This is a genomic window from Rhodopseudomonas sp. P1 (assembly GCF_039642825.1).
In the GTDB taxonomy this organism is placed as follows: Bacteria; Pseudomonadota; Alphaproteobacteria; order Rhizobiales; family Xanthobacteraceae; genus Rhodopseudomonas; species Rhodopseudomonas palustris_H.
Window position 1 is genome coordinate 4,712,608 of record NZ_CP088006.1, and the last position, 19,194, is coordinate 4,731,801.

Genomic DNA, 19,194 nt, shown 5'->3' on the forward strand with positions numbered 1-19,194 from the left:
AAATTGGAGTCCGAGGGCGGGGAGAGTCTGTCACCCCACCCCGCCGCACCTACGGTGCGTCGACCCTCCCCCTCTAGGGGAGGGTGACTAATCAGGCCGCCTGAGTCAGCGAGGCCTTGGTGGTCTCGAACGCCCAGTCCAGCCACTGCGTCAGGGCCTGCACGTCGGCAGTCTCAACCGTCGCGCCGCACCAGATCCGCAGGCCGGGAGGGGCATCGCGGTAAGCGCCGAGGTCGAAGCCCGCGCCTTCCTTCTCGACCGCCGCGACCAGCTTTTTCGCAAAGTCCGCCTGGGCTTCCGGAGACAGCGCGGTGATGGCGGGATCGACCACCTTGAGGCAGACCGAGGTGTTGGAGCGGATCGCCGGATCCTTGGCGAGGAAGTCGACCCACGGGGTCTTCGCCTGCCAATCGGTCAGCACCTTGGTGTTGGCGTCGGCGCGGGCGATCAGGCCCTTGAGGCCGCCCACCGACTTCGCCCACTGCAGCGCGTCGATGTAGTCCTCGACGCACAGCATCGACGGGGTGTTGATGGTCTCGCCCTGGAAGATGCCCTCGATCAGCTTGCCGCCCTTGGTGAGGCGGAAGATCTTCGGCATCGGCCAAGTCGGCGTGTAGCTCTCGAGACGGGCGACGGCGCGCGGCGAGAGGATCAGCATGCCGTGCGCGGCTTCGCCGCCGAGCGCCTTCTGCCAGGAGAAGGTGACGACATCGAGCTTGGCCCAATCCAGCGGCTGCGCGAAGGCGGCCGAGGTGGCGTCGCAGATGGTCAGGCCTTCACGGTCGGCCTTGATCCAGTCGGCGTTCGGAACGCGGACGCCGGAGGTGGTGCCGTTCCAGGTGAAGACGACGTCGGTGTTGCAATCGACCTTGGAGAGGTCGGGAATTTCGCCGTAACCAGCCTTGAGCTTGGTGACGTTGGGGAGCTTCAGCTCCTTGGTGATATCGCCGACCCAGCCGTCGCCGAACGATTCCCAGGCCAGCGTGGTGACCGGGCGCGGCCCGAGCAGCGACCACAGCGCCATTTCGACGGCGCCGGTATCGGAGGCCGGAACGATGCCGATCTTGTAGTCGGCGGGGACCTCGAGCACGTCGCGAGTCAGGTCGATCGCGAGCTTGAGCTTGGCCTTGCCGACCTTCGCGCGATGCGAGCGGCCGAGCGGGGCGTCCTTGAGATTTTCGGGAGACCAGCCGGGGCGCTTCGCGCAGGGGCCGGAGGAGAATTGCGGCGCATTGGGCCGCGAAGCGGGCTTCGCTACAGTCATAGTCTATCCTTCCAGATAGCTGCCTCTCGGTGGGGAGAGGTTTCCCGCTGCTGGGGATAGTCCTTTGGCCTCGAAAGTCAAGGAACTTCGCCATCCGGGAGATCACGGACAGCTTAGACTTTCGAAAGCCGCCGCGTTGGCGGCAAATACGACGCGACCATGACGAGCAGGAACGAACAACGCGCGCCGGCAGGATTGGCCGACGCGCGTTGGAAATCAGTGAGTTCAAACCGACCTGCTACTTGCCGACCTGCCCGGGATGGCCGGGGTTGCTGGTGGAATCACCTGGCAGACCACTCGGCGACGCGCCGGTGCCGATACTGCCCGGCGTCGAGGTGTTCGGAACGCCAGGTTGATTAGTTCCCGAATTGAGGTTCGATCCGGTCGTCGTACCCGACATGCCGGTTCCGGTCGCCGAAGTACTCGATCCACCCGGCGCCGATGAAATACCGGCACTGCCGGAATTCTGCGGCACTGAGCTCGGCGCGCTGATGCCACCCGGCGAAGCCGCACCGCCTGCAGTGCCGCCGGCTCCGCTGCCGCCGCCTGTGCCACCGGTTTGGGCGGATGCACCTGACGCCGCCAACAGCACGGCCGCGATGATCACCCCACTCTTGGTCAAACCACTCTTCGATCGCATGACGTTCTCCCTTTGCTGTGAGGGGAGAACGGAGGCCGGCGCAATGTCGTTCCGCGCCATCACACACGAGTTAGGGCGGAGGTGCAGGAACAACAGAACGCGATCATGCGACCTGCGAGATGAACCGCTGCACTTCGCTCCGCAGCCGGTCGACCTGACCGGCGATCTCGCCCGAGACGCCGTTGACCCGTACCGCGATCTTGCCGGCATCGTCGGCGGCATGGCTGATACCAACGACGTTCGACGACACCAGCGCGGTGCCGGCCGAAGCCTGCTGCACATTGCTGGCGATTTCGCGTGTCGCCGCGCCCTGCTCTTCGACCGCCGACGCGATCGTCGTACTCACCTCGTTGATCTCGCTGATCCGGCGGCTGATCGCCTCGACGGCGCCGACCGACTGCTCGGTGATCGACTGCATCTCGCCGATCCGCGCGGTGATCTCCTCGGTCGCCTTGGCGGTCTGGCTGGCGAGCGCCTTCACCTCGGCAGCCACAACGGCGAAGCCTCGGCCGGACTCGCCGGCCCGCGCCGCCTCGATCGTGGCGTTGAGCGCCAGCAGATTGGTCTGCGCCGCGACTGCGTTGATCAGCTTGACGACGTCACCGATCCGCTGCGCCGCATCGGCCAGTTGCCGGATCTTGTCAGTGGTCTGCGCCGCCTCATCGACCGCCTGATGCGTGCTGGTGGTCGAGTGCTGGATCTGCCGCGAGATCTCGGCGATCGAAGCGGTGAGTTCCTCCGCCGCGCTGGCGACCGTCTGCACGTTGGCAGAGGCTTGCTCAGCGCCCGAGGCGACACTCACCGACTGGCGGCTGGTCTCTTCGGCTGCATTGGCCATCGCGCCGGCATCACCCTTCAGGCCGGTCGACGCGGTCACCAGCATGCTGGCGACATTGTCCATGCCGGCCGCGAAGCACTGCGCCTCCTTGGCAACGTCGCGCACCCGGCGATCCATCACGCCGGTGGCGTTGTTGATCGTGGTCGACGCCACCTTGAACGATCCGGGTAGTCCGCGCGTCAGCACCTTGCGGAAGGTCTTGCCCTGGCTGACGTAGTCCATCGACGCCGAGGCCTCGCGGACGAAGGCGTCGACGATGTCGAGCATGTTGTTGACACCGGCCTGCGCCTTGCCGATGTCACCGCCATCTCGGCGGCCTTGCACCCGCGCTTCGAGATCGCCATGCGCGGCACTTTCGGCAACCGCAGCAATCTCGCCGACCGCGCCTGCGGCCCCATGCAGCAGCCACGCCGCGACACCGATCGAGCCGAGACCGAGCAGCAACCCGACGATTTCCACGGCCGAGCCGAGCGGCCCGATCAGGATACGCGCCGCGGCCAAGCCGAGCATGACCACGGCGGCACCGGCGACGGCGATCATCGCCTTAGACAGAGAAGACAAACTCATCATACTCGACGCCCCGATCCTTGATCATGCTCATCAGCAACGCGTAGCCCGCCAGCATGCCGTCCTTGGCGTTGCGATGCCGGTTCTCCTCGTCGCGCAATTGCCGATACAGCGCCTCGATCCGGGTGACCTGATCGCGATCGGGCTTGCGCCGATTGGAGTGGAAGCCGGTGACGTTGCGGTTGGCGTCGAGCGTCGGCGTGACATGGGCGAACACCCAGTAATGATCGCCATCGCTCGCCATGTTCACCACATAGGCGAAGATCTCCTTCTTGGCCTGGATGGTGTCCCACAGCAGCTTGAAGATCGACCGCGGCATATCCGGGTGGCGCACCAGCGAATGCGGCGCGCCGATTACTTCCGAGCGCGGGAATTTTGCCAGACGAACGAAGACATCGTTGGCGTAGGTAATGTGCCCTTTGAGATCCGTTTTGGAGACGATCAATTCATCTTCGTCGAACGGGCATTCGATGCCCGTCGGCTTCACCTGCGGCCGAGCCATCGGTCGTGCACTCCTGATAATTGAAACCTGAATTGGCAGGTCTCAGGCCGGTTGCCTCCCCTGAGAAACGGCGCTTCTTATACGGAGTAGAATCTTATTGAGCCCGTTACCCCGCCGTTAAACTGCCACTCAGTAGCAATACCGGGTTATGATGGGCTTGGGGAATAATCGATTCAAAACCGCATCGTCATGCCGACATGAGACGGCTGAAATCCGAGTCGGACGTAGAACCGCTGCGCATCGACGCGGCTCTGATGCGTAAATAGTTCGACCAGCCTGCAACCCTGGTCGCGCGCCTGTGCAATCGCCCAGCGCACCAGCGCTTCGCCGATGCCGCGGCTGCGGCAATCACGGGCCACACGAACGTCCTCGATGATCGCCCGGGACGCGCCCTGCGAACTCAGTCCCGGCAGCACCGCAAGCTGCAGGCAGCCGATGACCCGGTCATCGTGATCTTCCGCCACCACCATCTGAATATGCGGCGAGCGCTCCAGGGCGTCGAATGCCGCATAGTACAATTCCGGCAGCGGCTCTTCGAGCTTCTCGCGGCCGGCACCGAGATGGTCGTCGGCCAGCATCGCCACGATCGCGAACACATCGCCGCGGCGTGCGGGGCGGATTCTGACGGTGGGATCAGCACTCATCGGGTCACTCAACTCACGGACGGAAGGCCGGCAGGCCGAGCCCGGCTTCAGCGCGGCCAATCCAGCTCCGAATGGCCGGATAGTCTTGCAGCGCAAAGCCGCCCTGCTCCGCCATCCGGGTGTAGGCGAGCAGCGCCACATCGGCGAGCGACAGCGTCTCGCCGGCAAGAAACTCGTTATTGGCCAGATGCTGCTCCATCCGCGCCAGCGCGGCGTGGCCGCGGCGAACCTTGTCCGGATCGAGCTCACTGGCCGGCTTGCCGAGATAGACCATCTGGAAGCGGCACACCGCAATATAGGGCTCGTGGCTGTACTGCTCCCAGAACAGCCACTCATCCATCTTGGCCTCGAGCCACGGATCGGCAGGGATCAGGTCAGTGCCGCGAGCGAGATAGCGGATGATGGCGTTGGATTGCGCCAGCGAGCGGCCATGGTCGAACGCCACCACCGGCACCTGCCCGGCCGGGTTCAACGCCAGGAACGCCGGCGTCCGAGTCTCGCCCTTCATCGTGTCGATCGCGATCCACTCATAAGGCAGACCCAGCCGATCGCAGGTCCACTTCACCTTCAGGCAGTTGCCGGAGTTGAGGTCGCCGTAGATCTTCATGCGCGGAGGGCCCTCGCGTCTCCGGACAGAGACGAGCAGTCGCCGGAGCGTGCAGCAACGTCAGATCAGAACTTGTAGCCGATACCGCCGCGCACGGTGGAGACCGCCGTGTTGATCGGAGCCGCGAATTTCTGATACTCCCACTCCGCACGGACGAAAAGTCCGCGGTAAAGCATCATGTCCATGCCGACGCCGCCCGAATAGCCGTAGATGAAATGGCTGTTTTGGACTTGGCTTCCGCTCAGCACCCAGGTGCCACCGGCGTCCGTACCGATAACGCTCGCCGATTGGACGATGTCCGCCTGTCCAAGCGCCACGCCGCCGAACGCATAAGGCAGGAAGCTGCCGAACGCATAGCCGGCACGCAGCCGCGCCGAACCGACGTCGTGGACGTTGATCCCAGCACTTGCACCGTAGATCGCGCCGTAGTTCACGCCACCAGAAGAGATCTGCCGGGCCATCGATCCCGAGGTCGAGCCTCCGAAATTGCCGTGCATGTAGTTGGCTTCGATACCGAGCACGACATCGTCCCATTGAGCGTTGTAGCCGACGAAGCCGCCCCAGCCCTGGCCATGGGATGAAGATTTGCCCAGCACTGGCCACGACGACACGCCGAGAGCCCCCTGGACTGCCGTGTTCACGAGGAGGTTGGAAACAATACCTTGGGTCGAATTGGTAAAGTCCATATCGGAGGTGCCGTAGCCACCCTGACCGCCGACGTAGAAACCTTCCCAGTTGATCACACGGGGTGTTTCCACCAGCGCACCGCGGAGCGGACCGTAGTCCGGCATGTCGGCCGCATACGCCGTCTGAGCCATCACGCCGACCGCCGCAGCCACCACAACTCTACGCATCGCCACACTCCTCGACGAACTTTCCACGATACAAATCATCGGCTGTTAACCTTAATTCTTCGTTGTCGCCCGAGGTGTCCGGCACAGAAAAACGGCGCGGGAAGCTCCCGCGCCGTTAATACTTGTAAACGATCGAGGGCGACGATCAGCCCTTGCGCATCAAGGGCGGCGGTGCGGCGTAGACCGGACCTGCGTCGAGATTCCAGCGCACGCCGAGCTTCACGTCGTGCGAGGTGATATCCTTGAACTTGAAGCTGTTGTTGCTGGTGCGGCCATCGTAAGTCGACAGCGAACCGGTGTAGCCATCACCCAGATTGAGATAGCTGTATGCCAATTCGAGCGTCAGGTTGGGATTGACCTTGTAGGCGAGACCGGTGTGCACCGCCCAGGCCAGGTTCCACTTTGATGCCGTCGGCGCGCTGGCGAAGCTCGTTGTCGAACCCGGAATGGTGTTGACGCCGGTGTCGGTGAAGTTCGCCATCGTCACCCGAGCAGCGCCGACGCCGGCGCCGACGAACGGGGTGATGCACCACCAGGTCCCGAGATCGACATAGGCGTTCGCCATCACCAGCCATTCGGACTTGGAGGCGCCGTAATTGTCGATGGCGCTATAGGGCGCGCCGCTGGAGGTGCCGGTGAAGCGGTCGGTGCCCTTGAAATTCGAATTGCCACGGTACTGACCGATCAAGTCCGCGCGCAGCCAGGGATTGAACTGATAGCCGACGCCAAGACCGTAGATGCCAGCCGAGTCGAACGAAGTCTGCTGGTCGAACGACGTGAGCTGCGAGTACGCTGATTCACGCCCGTAACGCAGATCCTTGACCTGCTGGTTGCTGAACCCGATATCGCCGCGCAGGTACCAGCCACCGAAATCTTCAACCGGGGGCGGCGCATAGGCAGGCGGCGGGGCAATCGGCATATCGGCCGCCATCGCGGCCGAGGCAACCAGCGAAGCCGCTCCGGCGGCCATCAACATCTTCACGCTACGCATTGGCTTCGTCCTTTGGTCCAATGATCAATTACGAAGGCCCCACACCCGGAAACCTATGAGACCGAACGATGCCATCAATTTCTTAAGCGCGACTTAACCCTAATTTTTAAGGTTGATATTTGGTGTCACAACGTTTTGCGCTGGTAACAACTCCAAACGGCAGGCCGCGCCGGCGCCGCAATGACTAACAAATCATTACCGACGAATGCGATCCTGACTGGCCGGCACACCAACAAAAAACGGCTCCAGTTCCATCGGAACCGGAGCCGCGATTTGAGCGGATCAGGGCGGCGCCCTGCCCAACGCCGCGCTAGTGGGCGTGGCGGGGCATCTTCGGCAGCAGCACCGCCAGCAGGCCGAGCGCCGGCAGGAACGAGCAGACCTGATAGACGAAGTCGATGCCGCGGATATCGGCGACCTGGCCGAGCGCCGCCGCGCCGAGACCGCCGATACCGAAGGCGAAGCCGAAGAAGATCCCCGAGATCATGCCGAAGCGGTGCGGCATCAGCTCCTGGGCGAACACGATGATCGCCGGCGTCGCCGACGCCAAGATAAAGCCGATGAACACCGTCAGCACTGCGCTGGCGGTGAGCCCGGCATAGGGCAGCGCCAGGGTGAACGGCAGGATGCCGAGGATCGAGAACCAGATCACGTAGCGGCGGCCGAACCGGTCGCCGAGCGGGCCGCCGAAGAACACGCCGGCCGCGGTGGCAGCCAGGAAGATGAACAGGAAGATCTGCGCGGTCTGGGTCGAGACGTGGAACTTCTCGATCAGATAGAATGTGTAGTAGCTCGACAGGCTGGACAGATAGAGCTGCTTGGAGAACAGCAGCGCCACCAGCACCACCAGCGCGACCATCACCCGGCGCCGGCTCGGCGCGTGCGGATGCGGCTGCACCACCATCTTCTTCTTGCCGGCGACCTGCGGCTTGTACCAGACGCCGATCCGCCACAGCACGATGATGGCAAGGAACGCGATCGACGAGAACCAGGCGATCGACGGCTGGCCGAACGGCACCACGATCAGCGCCGCCAGCACCGGGCCGAGCGCGGTGCCGGCATTGCCGCCAACCTGAAACACCGATTGCGCCATGCCATGGCGACCGCCCGAGGCGAGCCGCGCGATCCGCGCCGACTCGGGGTGGAACACCGCCGAGCCGAGCCCGATCATCGCCGCAGCGATCAGGATCACCGCATAAGAATGCGCGACGCTGAGCAGCAGCAGCCCCAGGAAGGTCGAGCCCATGCCGATCGCCAGCGAGAACGGCTGCGCCTTCTTGTCGGTGATGTGCCCGACCACCGGCTGCAGCAGCGAGGCGGTGAACTGGAACGCCAGCGTGATCATGCCGATCTGGCCGAAATCGAGCGCGTAGTTCGCCTTCAGGATCGGATACACCGACGGAATCAGCGACTGCATCGTATCGTTGAGGAAGTGCGAGAAGCTGATGCCACCAAGCACAATATAGGCCGGCCCGGCCGCGGCAGGCGCCGCCGGCTTGGTGAGTTCGGGGAGCGGCAGCTCGGCCGGATTGACCGGAGCAGCGATATCCGCATCGACGGTGACAGGCTTGTTCACGGCGTTTCCTGAAGTGGGCTTGGGACGCCGGCGCAACCGTCGCTGGCGCAAGAACGACGAACGGCCGGCACGTTGGCCGACCGTTCATAAAGTAGTTCCAGGCGCTGCGTGTGTGTAGCGCGGATTTGCGATGGCAGCGTTGCACCCCGCCTGATGCGGCGGGAGCAGGCCTCAGGCGGCCGCAGCCGCCGCGTTGCCGAGCGCGTCGACGATGCTGTCGACCACTTCCTCGACCACATCGTGATTGTCGCCCTCGCCCATTACCCGGATCACCGGCTCGGTGCCCGACGGACGGATCAGCAGACGGCCGTGGCCGTTCAGCCGCTTCTCACCGTCCTGGATCGCCGAGATCACGCCGCTGTCATCGAGCGGCCGGCCGCTGCGATAGCGCACGTTCTTCAGGATCTGCGGCAGCGGATCGAACCGGTGGCAAACTTCGGACACCGGACGGCCGAGCTTCTGCACCATCGCCAGCACCTGCAGCGCAGCGACGAAACCGTCGCCGGTGGTGTTGAAGTCGGACAGGATGATGTGACCCGAGGACTCGCCGCCGACGTTGTAGCCCTCTTTCAGCATCTGCTCGAGCACGTAGCGATCACCGACCGGGGTGCGCAGCAGCGCGATGCCTTCGCCTGCCAAGAAGCGCTCGAGCCCAAGATTGGACATCACGGTGGCGACCACGCCGGGCTTGGCAAGGCGGCCGTCTTCCTTCCAGCTCTGGCCGATCACTGCCAAGAGTTGGTCGCCGTCGACCACGTGGCCGCGCTCGTCGACCAGGATCACACGGTCGGCGTCGCCATCGAGCGCAATGCCGATATCGGCGCGCATCTCGCGGACCTTGGCGCACAGCGCCTGCGGCGCGGTGGAGCCGCATTCCTTGTTGATATTGAAGCCGTCGGGTTCGACCCCAATCGAGATCACGTCGGCGCCGAGCTCCCACAGCGCTTCCGGCACCACCTTGTAGGCGGCGCCGTTGGCGCAATCGATCACCACGCGCAGGCCCTCGAGGCTCAGCTCGCGCGGCAGCGTGCGCTTGGCGAATTCGATGTAACGATCGTGGACGCCGTCGATGCGGCGGGCACGGCCGAGGCTGGCGCTCTGCGCGAGCTTTTTGTCGAGGGATTCGTCGAGCATCAGCTCGATCTGCTTTTCGACATCGTCGCTGAGCTTGTAGCCGAGCGGGCCGAACAGCTTGATGCCGTTGTCTTCGAACAGATTATGCGAGGCCGAAATCATCACGCCGAGATCGGCGCGCATCGACTTGGTCAGCATCGCGACCGCCGGGGTCGGCATCGGGCCGACCAGCAGCACGTCCATGCCGACCGAGGTGAAGCCTGCGACCAGCGCATTCTCGATCATGTAGCCGGACAGGCGCGTATCCTTGCCGATCACCACGCGGTGACGGTGCTCGCCGCGCTGAAACGCGAGGCCCGCGGCCTGGCCGACCTTGAGAGCCAGCTCCGGCGTGATCAAACCGTTGGCGCGGCCCCGGATTCCGTCCGTCCCGAAATATCTGCGGCTCATCCAATCATCCCCCGCCCTTGCCGATCACGGTCAAAAACCCACGATTCGTCCGGGGCTTGCCGTACGGCGAAACGGCCTTATAGGCCCAAAATAGTTGCGGGGACTTCAAAAAATGTAATCAAAGATTACGCCGCCGGCTTGGGCCGACGGCGTAACTATCTGAGAAATATAATCTATCGAGCCGTATCCAGCGTCGGGTGATTAATCCTTGCGGCGCTTATCCCCATCCGGTTTCGACGGCGCCGGCTGGGTCACGCTGACCGGGTCGGAGCCCGGAAACGACTCCTCCAGCCCTTCATTGAGCTGATCTTCCAGCTCCTTCTTGTTCTTGGTGGGGGTCTGGGCGGTCTTGGCGTCGGTCATCGCGGTCCTCCTGCTCGAACCTTGAGAATTCAAAGGAAAACGCGCTGCGGTGCACCGGGTTCCCAAGGATCGGCGAAGCCCGACGCGACGATTTTGCACATGGCGTCCGCGTGCTACAGGACGAGCGGCTCGCAACAACCCGCAAGAGGCGGACGGCATTTCCATGAAAGAGATCACCTGCATCGAAGACCTCCGCCAGATCCACAAGCGCCGGGTGCCGAAGATGTTCTTCGACTACGTCGACCACGGCTCCTATGCCGAGGAGACGCTGCGGGCGAATGTGGAAGACCTGAAGCGGATCAAGTTCCGCCAGCGCATTCTGGTCGACATCTCCAAGCGCGATCTGGCCACCACGATCCTCGGCGACACCTATGCGATGCCGCTGATCCTGGCGCCGGTCGGCTCCACCGGGATGCAGCACGCCGACGGCGAGATCCATGCCTGCCGCGCCGCGCAGGCCGCCGGCATCCCCTACACGCTGTCGACGATGTCGATTTGCTCGATCGAGGACGTCGCCGCGAACGTCGAAAAGCCGTTCTGGTTTCAGCTCTATGTGATGCGTGACCGCGGCTTCGTCAAAGCGCTGATCGAGCGCGCGATCGCCGCCAAGTGCAGCGCGCTGGTGCTCACGGTCGACCTGCAGGTGATCGGCCAGCGCCATCAGGACATCAAGAACGGCATGACGGTGCCGCCGCAGCTGTTCAAGCTGAAGAACGTCATCGACATCGCCACCAAGCCGCGCTGGGTGAAGGGCATTCTCGGCACGCCGCGGCGCAACTTCGGCAACATCGCCGGCCATCTGCCCGGCTCCAAGGATCTGGAGTCGGTGTCGGCTTGGGTTGCATCGCAGTTCGACGCCTCGCTGAACTGGCGCGACATCGACTGGATCCGCTCGATCTGGCCGGGCAAGCTGATCATCAAGGGCATCCTTGACGTCGAGGACGCGCGCGAGGCGGTGAAGGTCGGCGCCGAGGCGCTGGTGGTGTCGAACCATGGCGGACGCCAGCTCGACGGCGCGCCGTCGTCGATCGAGGTGTTGCCGGAGATCGTCCACACCGTCGGCTCGCACATCGAAGTGATGTTCGATGGCGGCGTCCGCTCCGGCCAGGACGTGATGCGCGCGCTCGCGCTCGGCGCCAAGAGCTGCATGATCGGCCGCGCCTATATCTACGGCCTCGGCGCCTATGGCGGCCCGGGTGTCGCCAAGGCGATCGACATCATCGGCAAAGAGCTGTCGACCACGATGGGCCTGTGCGGCGTCAATTCGATCCACGAGATCGACGAGAAGGTGCTGGCGGAGTAATTCCGCCTGCCCTCTCCACGTCATTGCGAGCGCAGCGAAGCAATCCAGGAGCTCCGTGCACTGAGCTGGATTGCTTCGTCGCTTCGCTCCTCGCAATGACGGGGAGAGAACTAACAACAAAAACAACAACCGGAGGAAATCCATGACTGATACGCAACGCGCGACCCAGCCCGCTTCCAGCGAAGTGCTCTATGCGGTCGAGGATCACATCGCCACGATCACGCTCAACGCGCCGGAGCGGCTCAACACCATCTCCGGGCCGATGCTGAACACGCTGGCGGCACTGCTCACCAAGGCCAATGAAGACCCGGACGTCCGCTGCGTGATCCTCACCGGCAACGGCCGCGCGTTCTGCGCCGGGCTCGATCTCAACAAGGAGCGCGGCGACGAAGGCCTCAGCGCGGCGTCGTCGCCGACCACGCTCGACCTGCGCAACACGCCACCGACCGTGCTGCAGGCGATGGACAAGCCGGTGATCTGCGCCGTCAACGGCGGTGCGGCCGGCTACGGCATGGATACCGCGCTCGGCTGCGACATCCGCATCATGGCGGAATCCGCCAAGCTCGCTGCCGCCTTCGTCAAGCGCGGCGTGGTGCCGGAGAGCGGCGGCACCTGGTTTCTGCCGCGAATGATCGGCTGGGCCAAGGCATCCGAGCTGATCTTCACCGGCCGGACGCTGAGCGCGCGCGAGAGCCTGGAATGGGGCCTCGCCAACGAAGTCGTCCCAGACGGCGAACTGATGGGACGCGCCCGCGCGGTTGCCAAGGAAATCGCCGGCAACGCGCCGCTGGCGGTGCAGGCGGCCAAGCGCATGATGCGGATGGGCCTCAACGAGACCTTCCCGGATCACGTCCATCACGTGTACTTGCAGCTGCTGCCGCTGTTCAAATCCAAGGACATGGCCGAAGGCATCCGCGCCTTCCTGGAAAAGCGCGAGCCGAACTTCCAGGGCAAGTAAGCCCTCGCGCCACTCAGTCCTGTGCCACGTAGTCCTACGCGGCGCCGTCTTACGGTTTGATTCACCGATCGGACGACACTGTGGGATACAGCGCGAGCCGACTGCTGCCTTGCTGCAGACGGCTCGGCGCGTGTCCGCTATCGCAGCCAGCTCGATCGGAGCGCTATGACCGACCATCCCGAGAGCTCCGCCGCGACTGCGGCGGGTTCAGCAGAGTTGAAGCCGCGCCTCCTGGTGATCGATGACGACCAGGTCCACCGCACGATCATCTGCAAGATCGCGGTGCGCGCCGGGTTCGAACCGGTCGAAGCCGGCACGCTCGACGAAGTCGTCGAGCTGACCACCTACAATGATTTCGAAGGCGTCACGCTGGATCTGTCGCTCGGCGAGCAGGCCGGCACCGAGGTGCTGCGCCACTTTGCCGATCGCGACTTCCGGGCGCCGATCATCATCCTCAGCGGCGCCAAGAGCGAGATTGCGCGCAAGGCACACGATTTCGGCGAGTCGCTCGATCTCACCATGCTGGAAGCGGTGTCGAAGCCGGTCGACCTCACCGAACTGCGCGAGCAGCTTTCGATCATCGCGCGGACGTGGCGGATCATGCACCACGCCGCGTAACACCCGAACGCTTACTTCGGCACCAGATCGGCCTCGACCAGCGCCCGCAGCTCCGCGGTGACGTGCGGCCGCGCCCCGAACCACAGATCGAACCCCCGCACCGCCTGGTGCAGCAGCATGCCGAGACCGTCCGCGGTGCGCAGCCCGCGCGCTTTGGCGGCGGCGAGCAGATCGGTCTCCAGCGGCACATAGACCAGGTCCGCCACCACCGCGTCCGCCGGCAGCGCCGACAGGTCGATCTGCAGCGGCGGCTGTCCCTTCATGCCGAGCGAGGTGGTGTTGACCAACAGACCCGCGCCCGGCAGCGCCGCGGGGATGTCGCTCCAGGCGATCGGCACCACACGGTCGCCGAACAGATCGCGCAGCGCCTGGGCCCGCTCGATCGAACGGTTGGCGAGCGCGATCCGCTGCACGCCGCGCTCCAACAGGCCGAACACCACCGCCCGTGACGAGCCACCGGCCCCGAGCACCACGGCATGCGGGGAGCGATCCCAGCCCGGCGCCGAGGCATCGAGATTGCCGATGAAGCCTTCGATGTCGGTATTGGTGGAGCGCAACAGATCGCCGTCGTAGTACAGCGTGTTGGCGGCGCCGACGGCGCGGGCGCGCTCGTCCGGCTCGGTGAGCTGCAGCGCGCGTTCCTTGTGCGGGATGGTGACGTTGGCGCCGACATAGCCGTGCGTCTTCAGGTGCAGCACGAATTCGGCAAAGCCTTCCGGCGGCACCGCTTCGATCGAATAGCCGCCCTCGATGCCGAGCTGGCGAAGCCAGTAGTGATGGATCAGCGGCGAGCGCGAATGCGCCGCCGGCCAGCCGATCAGACACGCGGCGCGCTTGGTCGCAGCCATTTCGCCCTCCAACAGACGCGAGACCTCCGAAGCCTGTGAAAATCAGGCTGCCGCGCCAGCGTCAATCGCAAAACGCGGCGCCGCGACGGAAGTCGGGGACGTCAGACCGAGGCGGGCTGCGGTGCGGTCGCCTCCTGGGGCGCGGGGGTCTTGCCCTTGACCTCGTCGACCGCGCTCGCGATGTCGGCACGGTAATGCGCCAGCGGCGGCTTGACGCCGTGGGTGAGCAGCGCGCGGCGGACGGTCGGTGAGGCCCCGGTGACGATCAGCTTGATGCGCTTGCGCTGCGCTGACAGCGCCACCCGGTAGATCGCGTTCGCGGCGGTGGAGTCCAGGAACGGCACCGCGGCGAAATCGACCACGAACACCTTGTGGCGATCGGCGATGTTGTTGAGCACCGACGACACCGTCGCAGCAGCGCCGAAGAAGAACGCCCCGGTGATGCGATACACCACCACGTCCGGATCGGTGACCAGCGACAGATCGGCGGCGGTGCCACGGCGCTTGCCGCTCTCGTCGGCACGATCTTCCTGCGCCAGCCCGGAATACGCCTCCACGCCGGTGACTTCCGACATGCGGTGAATGAACAGCACCGCGCCGAGCGCAAACCCGACCACGATGCCTTCGGTGAGGTCACGAAACACGGTGAGCAGGAAGGTCGCCAGCACCACCACCGCGTCGCCGCGCGACGAGCGTACCAGCGTGGCGAATTCGTGCTTCTCCGCCATGTTCCAGGCGACGATCGCCAGCACCGCGGCGAGCGTCGCAAGCGGGATGTAGCTCGCCAGCGGCGCCGCCACCAGCATGAACACCAGCAGGAACACCGAGTGCAGCATGCCGGCGATCGGCGTGCGCGCACCGGTGCGGATGTTGGTCGCGGTACGGGCGATCGCGCCGGTAACGCAGATGCCGCCGAACAGCGCCGAACCCATATTGGCGAAGCCCTGCGCCACCAGTTCACAGTTCGAGCGATGCCGCCGCCCGGTCATGCCGTCGGCCACAACGGCGGAGAGCAGCGACTCGATCGCGCCGAGCAGCGCGAACGCCATCGCGTCGGGCAGCACTTCGATCACCTTGGCGACCGAGAACACCGGCCAGGACGGCAGCGGGAAGCTCTCGGGAATGCCGCCGAACCGGGTGCCGATGGTGGCGACCGGCAGCGAGAAGCCCCACACCAGCGCCGCAGTGACGGCGACCGCGATCAGCAGCCCCGGCCAGTTGGGCCGCAGCTTCTTCAGGCCGACGATCAGCACGATCGCGGTCAGCGCGATGCCGAGCGCATAGAAATTCATGGTCGGCAACGCCTGCGCCAGCGCTTCGAGCTTGGGAAGGAACGGCCCCGGCTCGTGCGCCAGCTCGATACCGAGCAGATCCTTGAGCTGACTGGCAAAGATGATCACCGCGATGCCGGCGGTGAAGCCGACCGTGACCGGATACGGAATGAATTTGACGTAGGTGCCGATCTGCAGGAAGCCGGCGATCACCAGCATGATGCCGGCCAGGAAGGTCGCGAGCAGCACGCCGTCGATGCCGTGGCGCTGCACGCTGAGCATCACCAGCACGATAAAGGCGCCGGCTGGGCCGCCGATCTGGAACCGCGAGCCGCCGAGCAGCGACACCAGAAATCCGCCGACCACTGCAGCGTAGAGGCCGCGATCCGGCGTGACGCCGGAGGCGATCGCGATCGCGGTCGACAGCGGCAGCGCCACGATCGCGACCGTGAGACCGGCGATCAGGTCGGCGCGGAAGTCGCCGAGGCCGTAGCCCTCGCGCAGCGCCGTGATCAGCTTTGGGGTGAACAGCTCGCGGAAGCTCGGTTTGGTGGCAGCCACAAGTCGCCGGGAGGTGTCCATGCTGTTTGCTCCTGGTCCGCCCCGCTGCTGCACCGAAACCGTTAGGCCTCGTTGCGGGGCGGCGCCGGCTCTTTGAACCGGACGCCGCGGCCGCCGCCTTCGCTGCGGGAATTGTCTCCGATCAGGGTCACGCCGCAGCGGTCGAGGGCCTCGATCACCTTGGTGAGGGATTCCACCACACCACGGACGTTGCCTTCGCTCGCCTCCATCCGCTGGATGGTCGGCAGCGACACGCCCGACAGTTCGGCCAGCGTGCGCTGGTCGATGCCAAGCAGCGCGCGCGCGGCGCGCAATTGGGCTGCGGTCATCATGGATGAAGCATGAACTCTGATGTCTGAAGATGCCAATATGATGCTTTTAATAGCATCAAGCAAACAAAAAACGGCTGGACTGATGTCTGAGACATCAGTCCAGCCGCTTCGGAGCAGTCATATTTTAGTGAGCGGGGCGGGAGAGGTTCCCGCCCCTTGCTCTCCTGGGGTCAGGCCGCTGCCTGACGGTGGGCCGCAACGATCTGGTCGGCGGTCCGCCCGCTGACTTCGGCCATATGGTCGAAGCTGCGGGTGAAGCTGCCTGCACCAGCCGTGGCCGAGCGCAGTTCGACGATCAGATCGCCGATCTCCGCCTCCGGCATGGTGGCGCGCACCATGTCCCAACCCGGCCAGCCCTCGCGGGTGTCGAAGCCGAGGATCTGGCCCCGCCGCCCCGACAGGATGGCGTTGACCTTGGCGGTCGCCTCGGTCGGGCAGACGATCTCGACGGTGTGGATCGGCTCCAGCAGCACCGGCTGGCACTGCGGCAACGCCTCGGTGATGCCGATCCGCGCCGCGGTGCGGAACGCCATGTCGGACGAATCCACGCTGTGATACGAGCCGTCGGTCAGGGTGACGTGGACGTCGACCACCGGGAAGCCGAGCGGCCCGGCACGCAGGGCATCGATCACGCCCTCCTCCACCGCGCCCATGTAGTTGCGCGGCACCGCGCCGCCGACCACGGTCTCGGCGAAGGCGAAGCCCTCACCACGCGGCAGCGGCTTGATGTCGAGCACCACGTCGCCGAACTGGCCATGGCCGCCCGACTGCTTCTTGTGGCGGCCGCGCTGAGTCACCGGCTTGCGGATGGTCTCGCGATAGCCGATCCCCGGCGCATGCGACTTCACGGTGACGCCGTAGCGGTCGTGCAGTCGCTCCAGCGCCACGCGCAGATGCATCTCGCCCTGTCCCCACAGCACCATCTCGTGGCTCTGCGGATCGTGCACGATGGTGAGCGAGGGATCTTCCTCGTTCAGCCGCTGCAGCGCCTGGCCGAGTTTGACGTCGTCCTTGCGATCGGTGGCAGCGAGCGCCATTGCGAGCACCGGCGGCGCGGCGGTGACTTCAACCAGCGATGCCGGCGCGGCCTTGCCGTTGCCGAAGGTGTCGCCGGTCTTGATCGCATCGAGCTTGCCGAGCGCGACGACCTCACCGGCCGTCGCCGACGAGCGTTTGCTGTCGTGACCTCCGCCGACCGTCTGGATGCCGGAGACGCGCGACGCCTCACCGGCCGACGACTGAACATTGTCGCCGTCGGCGAGCGTGCCGGCGAACAGCCGGGCCAGCGACAGCTTGCCGCCGTGCTGCAGATGCTGAGTCTTGAAGACGTAGCCGACCGCATCCTTGCCGGCGGTGACGCCGAGGCGTGCCGCGGTTTCGGTGACGTCGGGCGCCTCATGACGCAGCGCCTTGAGAAGACGCAGTACGCCGTTCTCGCGAAGCGCCGAGCCGAGCAGCACCGGACAGATCACGCCTTCACGCAGTTCACGCGCAAGATCATCGAACACCGCATCGCGCGGCGGCTGGATGTCGTCGAGCAACTGCTCCATCAGCGCGTCGTCGTGATCGGCGAGCTTCTCGAGCATCGAGAACCGCGCTTCCTTCTCACGGTCGAGATTGCCGCCTTCGAGGTCGACCACTTCGGAAGGCTTGTGCTCCCGATAGACGAAGGCGCGCTCCAGCGCGAGATCGACGTAACCGGCGATCAGGTCGCCGTTCCAGATCGGAATCTGGCGCAGCACCAGCGGGATACGCGAGGCCGGCTGCAGACTGTCGAGCACTTCGCGAATGCGTTTGTTGGCGCGATCGATCTTGTTCAGGAACAAAAATCTGGGAATGCCGAGATCTTCGAGTTCGCGCAGGATCAGCTGCAACTGCGGCAGCTTGCGCTCGTCGGCTTCACACACCACCACGGCGGCGTCGACGGCGGGAAGCGCCGCGCGCATGTCGTGCGCGAATTCGACGGAGCCGGGACAATCGAGGAAGGTGTAGCTCTCACCCATGAACTGGGTGGTGACGGCGGTCAGGCTGAGGCCCATTTTGTGTTGGCGCGCCTCGGGGCTGGAGTCGCCGTGCGAGGTGCCCGCATCGACCGAGCCGGCCCGCGGGATGGCACCGGTTCGTGCCAGGATCGCTTCAAGTAGTGTGGTTTTTCCGCTTTGGAATGGGCCCACCAGTGCGATGCACCGGGGACCACGGGGACTTCTGACGTCTTGTCCCATCGCCGCCTCCTTCTATCTGGAGCTCGGCCCGTGATTGGGTCGGCAAGACGTGATGCTTTCGCAACACACGACACTTGGCAAGCGCGAAAAATTACGACGCGATGATGTCGGTGTTGAGCAGGATCAAGGACACCAGAAATTTGCGCTGCGACGCGTTTGCATCGCAGCGCAATGTTGCAAAACAGGAATTGATCTGGCGGCGCGCTGTTAGTTAGCGGCCCGGACGCAGTTCGAGTTCCTGCAGACCGACCGCAACGTTGACGCCGGTCTGGCCCTGCAGGCTGACCGGCTGCAGGGCGATCGAATTCGCCGAGCCGCCGATCAGCACGTTGGCGCCAAGGCCGACGCCGACCGAAGCCGAGCCCTGCGCGCCCGCGTAGTTACCAGCGAGGTCGCCGGGGCCGAAGCGTTCAACCGGCGCGAACACCGCCCAGCCGAGCGCGGTTTCCGGGGTGATACCAATATCGAGACCGACCTTGCGGATGGTGGCGACATAGGGCGTATCCGGCCGACCTTCGCTGCGCAGGACGCAGCCGAGATTGGTCACCGAACCGACGATGAAGCCCATGCTGGCACCGCCGCGGCATTCGAGCATGCCGACACGCACCCGGCCCTGTTGAGCATCGGCGGCGGTTGTTATCAGCGCGGCGGCGGCGAGGCCGGCGAGAAGCGAGAGGCGGCGCATAGCGAAGATCTCCGACGTGGGAAGGT

19 protein-coding genes are annotated in these 19,194 nt (G+C 65.0%); 3 read left to right on the forward strand and 16 right to left on the reverse strand.

The window, feature by feature from the left end; genetic code table 11:
• Positions 1-91 precede the first annotated feature (91 nt).
• The 11 genes from LRC39_RS21765 to LRC39_RS21815 form a co-directional block, all read right to left on the reverse strand.
• Positions 92-1,264 (reverse strand): phosphoserine transaminase, encoded by a 1,173-nt coding sequence (locus tag LRC39_RS21765; protein WP_346295605.1) that lies wholly within the window; start codon positions 1,262-1,264, stop codon positions 92-94.
• Positions 1,265-1,502: 238 nt separating this feature from the next.
• On the reverse strand, positions 1,503-1,904 hold the full coding sequence (locus LRC39_RS21770) for a hypothetical protein (RefSeq protein ID WP_346295606.1): 402 nt from the start codon (positions 1,902-1,904) through the stop codon (positions 1,503-1,505).
• A gap of 103 nt (positions 1,905-2,007) precedes the next feature.
• Positions 2,008-3,312, reverse strand: a complete 1,305-nt coding sequence (locus tag LRC39_RS21775) for a methyl-accepting chemotaxis protein (protein WP_346295607.1) — start codon at positions 3,310-3,312, stop codon at positions 2,008-2,010.
• Positions 3,287-3,811 carry a PAS domain-containing protein gene (locus LRC39_RS21780; protein ID WP_264074569.1) on the reverse strand — a complete coding sequence of 175 codons (525 nt, stop codon included), beginning with the start codon at positions 3,809-3,811 and terminating at the stop codon, positions 3,287-3,289. Before LRC39_RS21780 ends, LRC39_RS21775 begins: the two co-directional genes overlap by 26 nt.
• Before the next feature lie 173 nt (positions 3,812-3,984).
• The gene (locus tag LRC39_RS21785) at positions 3,985-4,455 is read right to left on the reverse strand and encodes a GNAT family N-acetyltransferase (RefSeq protein WP_346295608.1); all 471 of its coding nucleotides are present in this window, start codon (positions 4,453-4,455) and stop codon (positions 3,985-3,987) included.
• A gap of 13 nt (positions 4,456-4,468) precedes the next feature.
• Entirely contained in the window at positions 4,469-5,062 is a 594-nt protein-coding gene (locus LRC39_RS21790) for a glutathione S-transferase family protein (RefSeq protein WP_346295609.1), read from the reverse strand.
• Between the two features lie 65 nt (positions 5,063-5,127).
• A complete protein-coding gene (locus LRC39_RS21795) occupies positions 5,128-5,916 on the reverse strand; it encodes an outer membrane protein (RefSeq protein WP_042441295.1) in 789 nt (262 codons plus the stop codon).
• Positions 5,917-6,061: 145 nt separating this feature from the next.
• Positions 6,062-6,907, reverse strand: coding sequence for an outer membrane protein (locus LRC39_RS21800; protein ID WP_346295610.1), 846 nt, complete (start codon positions 6,905-6,907; stop codon positions 6,062-6,064).
• A gap of 310 nt (positions 6,908-7,217) precedes the next feature.
• On the reverse strand, positions 7,218-8,483 hold the full coding sequence (locus tag LRC39_RS21805) for an MFS transporter (protein ID WP_263989617.1): 1,266 nt from the start codon (positions 8,481-8,483) through the stop codon (positions 7,218-7,220).
• 171 nt (positions 8,484-8,654) lie between these two features.
• Positions 8,655-10,007, reverse strand: a complete 1,353-nt coding sequence (glmM, locus tag LRC39_RS21810) for a phosphoglucosamine mutase (protein ID WP_107345901.1) — start codon at positions 10,005-10,007, stop codon at positions 8,655-8,657.
• 201 nt (positions 10,008-10,208) lie between these two features.
• Complete coding sequence (locus LRC39_RS21815) at positions 10,209-10,370, reverse strand: hypothetical protein (RefSeq protein ID WP_346295611.1); 162 nt, start codon at positions 10,368-10,370, stop codon at positions 10,209-10,211.
• Positions 10,371-10,533: 163 nt separating this feature from the next.
• Here LRC39_RS21815 and LRC39_RS21820 point away from each other — a divergent pair, with 163 nt between their 5' ends.
• The 3 genes from LRC39_RS21820 to LRC39_RS21830 all read left to right on the forward strand — a co-directional run bounded on the left by LRC39_RS21820 (position 10,534) and on the right by LRC39_RS21830 (position 13,249).
• Positions 10,534-11,673 (forward strand): alpha-hydroxy acid oxidase, encoded by a 1,140-nt coding sequence (locus LRC39_RS21820; protein ID WP_107345902.1) that lies wholly within the window; start codon positions 10,534-10,536, stop codon positions 11,671-11,673.
• 142 nt (positions 11,674-11,815) lie between these two features.
• A complete protein-coding gene (locus LRC39_RS21825; RefSeq protein ID WP_346295612.1) occupies positions 11,816-12,631 on the forward strand; it encodes an enoyl-CoA hydratase/isomerase family protein in 816 nt (271 codons plus the stop codon).
• A 165-nt stretch (positions 12,632-12,796) separates the two neighbouring features.
• Complete coding sequence (locus tag LRC39_RS21830; protein WP_107356871.1) at positions 12,797-13,249, forward strand: response regulator; 453 nt, start codon at positions 12,797-12,799, stop codon at positions 13,247-13,249.
• Between the two features lie 11 nt (positions 13,250-13,260).
• Here the strand turns inward: LRC39_RS21830 and LRC39_RS21835 are convergent, their stop codons facing one another.
• The 5 genes from LRC39_RS21835 to LRC39_RS21855 form a co-directional block, all read right to left on the reverse strand.
• Positions 13,261-14,097 (reverse strand): shikimate dehydrogenase, encoded by an 837-nt coding sequence (locus LRC39_RS21835; RefSeq protein ID WP_164637520.1) that lies wholly within the window; start codon positions 14,095-14,097, stop codon positions 13,261-13,263.
• Positions 14,098-14,198: 101 nt separating this feature from the next.
• Positions 14,199-15,950 carry a SulP family inorganic anion transporter gene (locus tag LRC39_RS21840; protein WP_107345905.1) on the reverse strand — a complete coding sequence of 584 codons (1,752 nt, stop codon included), beginning with the start codon at positions 15,948-15,950 and terminating at the stop codon, positions 14,199-14,201.
• Positions 15,951-15,991: 41 nt separating this feature from the next.
• Complete coding sequence (locus LRC39_RS21845) at positions 15,992-16,261, reverse strand: helix-turn-helix domain-containing protein (protein WP_011159861.1); 270 nt, start codon at positions 16,259-16,261, stop codon at positions 15,992-15,994.
• Positions 16,262-16,431: 170 nt separating this feature from the next.
• A complete protein-coding gene (locus LRC39_RS21850; protein ID WP_346295613.1) occupies positions 16,432-18,483 on the reverse strand; it encodes an elongation factor G in 2,052 nt (683 codons plus the stop codon).
• 211 nt (positions 18,484-18,694) lie between these two features.
• The gene (locus LRC39_RS21855) at positions 18,695-19,168 is read right to left on the reverse strand and encodes a DUF992 domain-containing protein (protein ID WP_107356874.1); all 474 of its coding nucleotides are present in this window, start codon (positions 19,166-19,168) and stop codon (positions 18,695-18,697) included.
• Positions 19,169-19,194 lie beyond the last annotated feature (26 nt).

What these genes read in the sequence shown, in the direction of transcription:
- LRC39_RS21800 (WP_346295610.1), bottom strand. Translation starts at nt 6,907, where the DNA reads ATGCGTAGCGTGAAGATGTTGATGGCCGCCGGAGCGGCTTCGCTGGTT.
- LRC39_RS21825 (WP_346295612.1), top strand. Translation starts at nt 11,816, where the DNA reads ATGACTGATACGCAACGCGCGACCCAGCCCGCTTCCAGCGAAGTGCTC.
- LRC39_RS21780 (WP_264074569.1), bottom strand. Translation starts at nt 3,811, where the DNA reads ATGGCTCGGCCGCAGGTGAAGCCGACGGGCATCGAATGCCCGTTCGAC.
- LRC39_RS21855 (WP_107356874.1), bottom strand. Translation starts at nt 19,168, where the DNA reads ATGCGCCGCCTCTCGCTTCTCGCCGGCCTCGCCGCCGCCGCGCTGATA.
- LRC39_RS21850 (WP_346295613.1), bottom strand. Translation starts at nt 18,483, where the DNA reads ATGGGACAAGACGTCAGAAGTCCCCGTGGTCCCCGGTGCATCGCACTG.
- LRC39_RS21845 (WP_011159861.1), bottom strand. Translation starts at nt 16,261, where the DNA reads ATGATGACCGCAGCCCAATTGCGCGCCGCGCGCGCGCTGCTTGGCATC.
- LRC39_RS21775 (WP_346295607.1), bottom strand. Translation starts at nt 3,312, where the DNA reads ATGATGAGTTTGTCTTCTCTGTCTAAGGCGATGATCGCCGTCGCCGGT.
- LRC39_RS21785 (WP_346295608.1), bottom strand. Translation starts at nt 4,455, where the DNA reads ATGAGTGCTGATCCCACCGTCAGAATCCGCCCCGCACGCCGCGGCGAT.
- LRC39_RS21795 (WP_042441295.1), bottom strand. Translation starts at nt 5,916, where the DNA reads ATGCGTAGAGTTGTGGTGGCTGCGGCGGTCGGCGTGATGGCTCAGACG.
- LRC39_RS21790 (WP_346295609.1), bottom strand. Translation starts at nt 5,062, where the DNA reads ATGAAGATCTACGGCGACCTCAACTCCGGCAACTGCCTGAAGGTGAAG.
- LRC39_RS21770 (WP_346295606.1), bottom strand. Translation starts at nt 1,904, where the DNA reads ATGCGATCGAAGAGTGGTTTGACCAAGAGTGGGGTGATCATCGCGGCC.
- LRC39_RS21835 (WP_164637520.1), bottom strand. Translation starts at nt 14,097, where the DNA reads ATGGCTGCGACCAAGCGCGCCGCGTGTCTGATCGGCTGGCCGGCGGCG.
- LRC39_RS21820 (WP_107345902.1), top strand. Translation starts at nt 10,534, where the DNA reads ATGAAAGAGATCACCTGCATCGAAGACCTCCGCCAGATCCACAAGCGC.
- LRC39_RS21830 (WP_107356871.1), top strand. Translation starts at nt 12,797, where the DNA reads ATGACCGACCATCCCGAGAGCTCCGCCGCGACTGCGGCGGGTTCAGCA.
- LRC39_RS21840 (WP_107345905.1), bottom strand. Translation starts at nt 15,950, where the DNA reads ATGGACACCTCCCGGCGACTTGTGGCTGCCACCAAACCGAGCTTCCGC.
- LRC39_RS21815 (WP_346295611.1), bottom strand. Translation starts at nt 10,370, where the DNA reads ATGACCGACGCCAAGACCGCCCAGACCCCCACCAAGAACAAGAAGGAG.
- LRC39_RS21765 (WP_346295605.1), bottom strand. Translation starts at nt 1,264, where the DNA reads ATGACTGTAGCGAAGCCCGCTTCGCGGCCCAATGCGCCGCAATTCTCC.
- glmM (WP_107345901.1), bottom strand. Translation starts at nt 10,007, where the DNA reads ATGAGCCGCAGATATTTCGGGACGGACGGAATCCGGGGCCGCGCCAAC.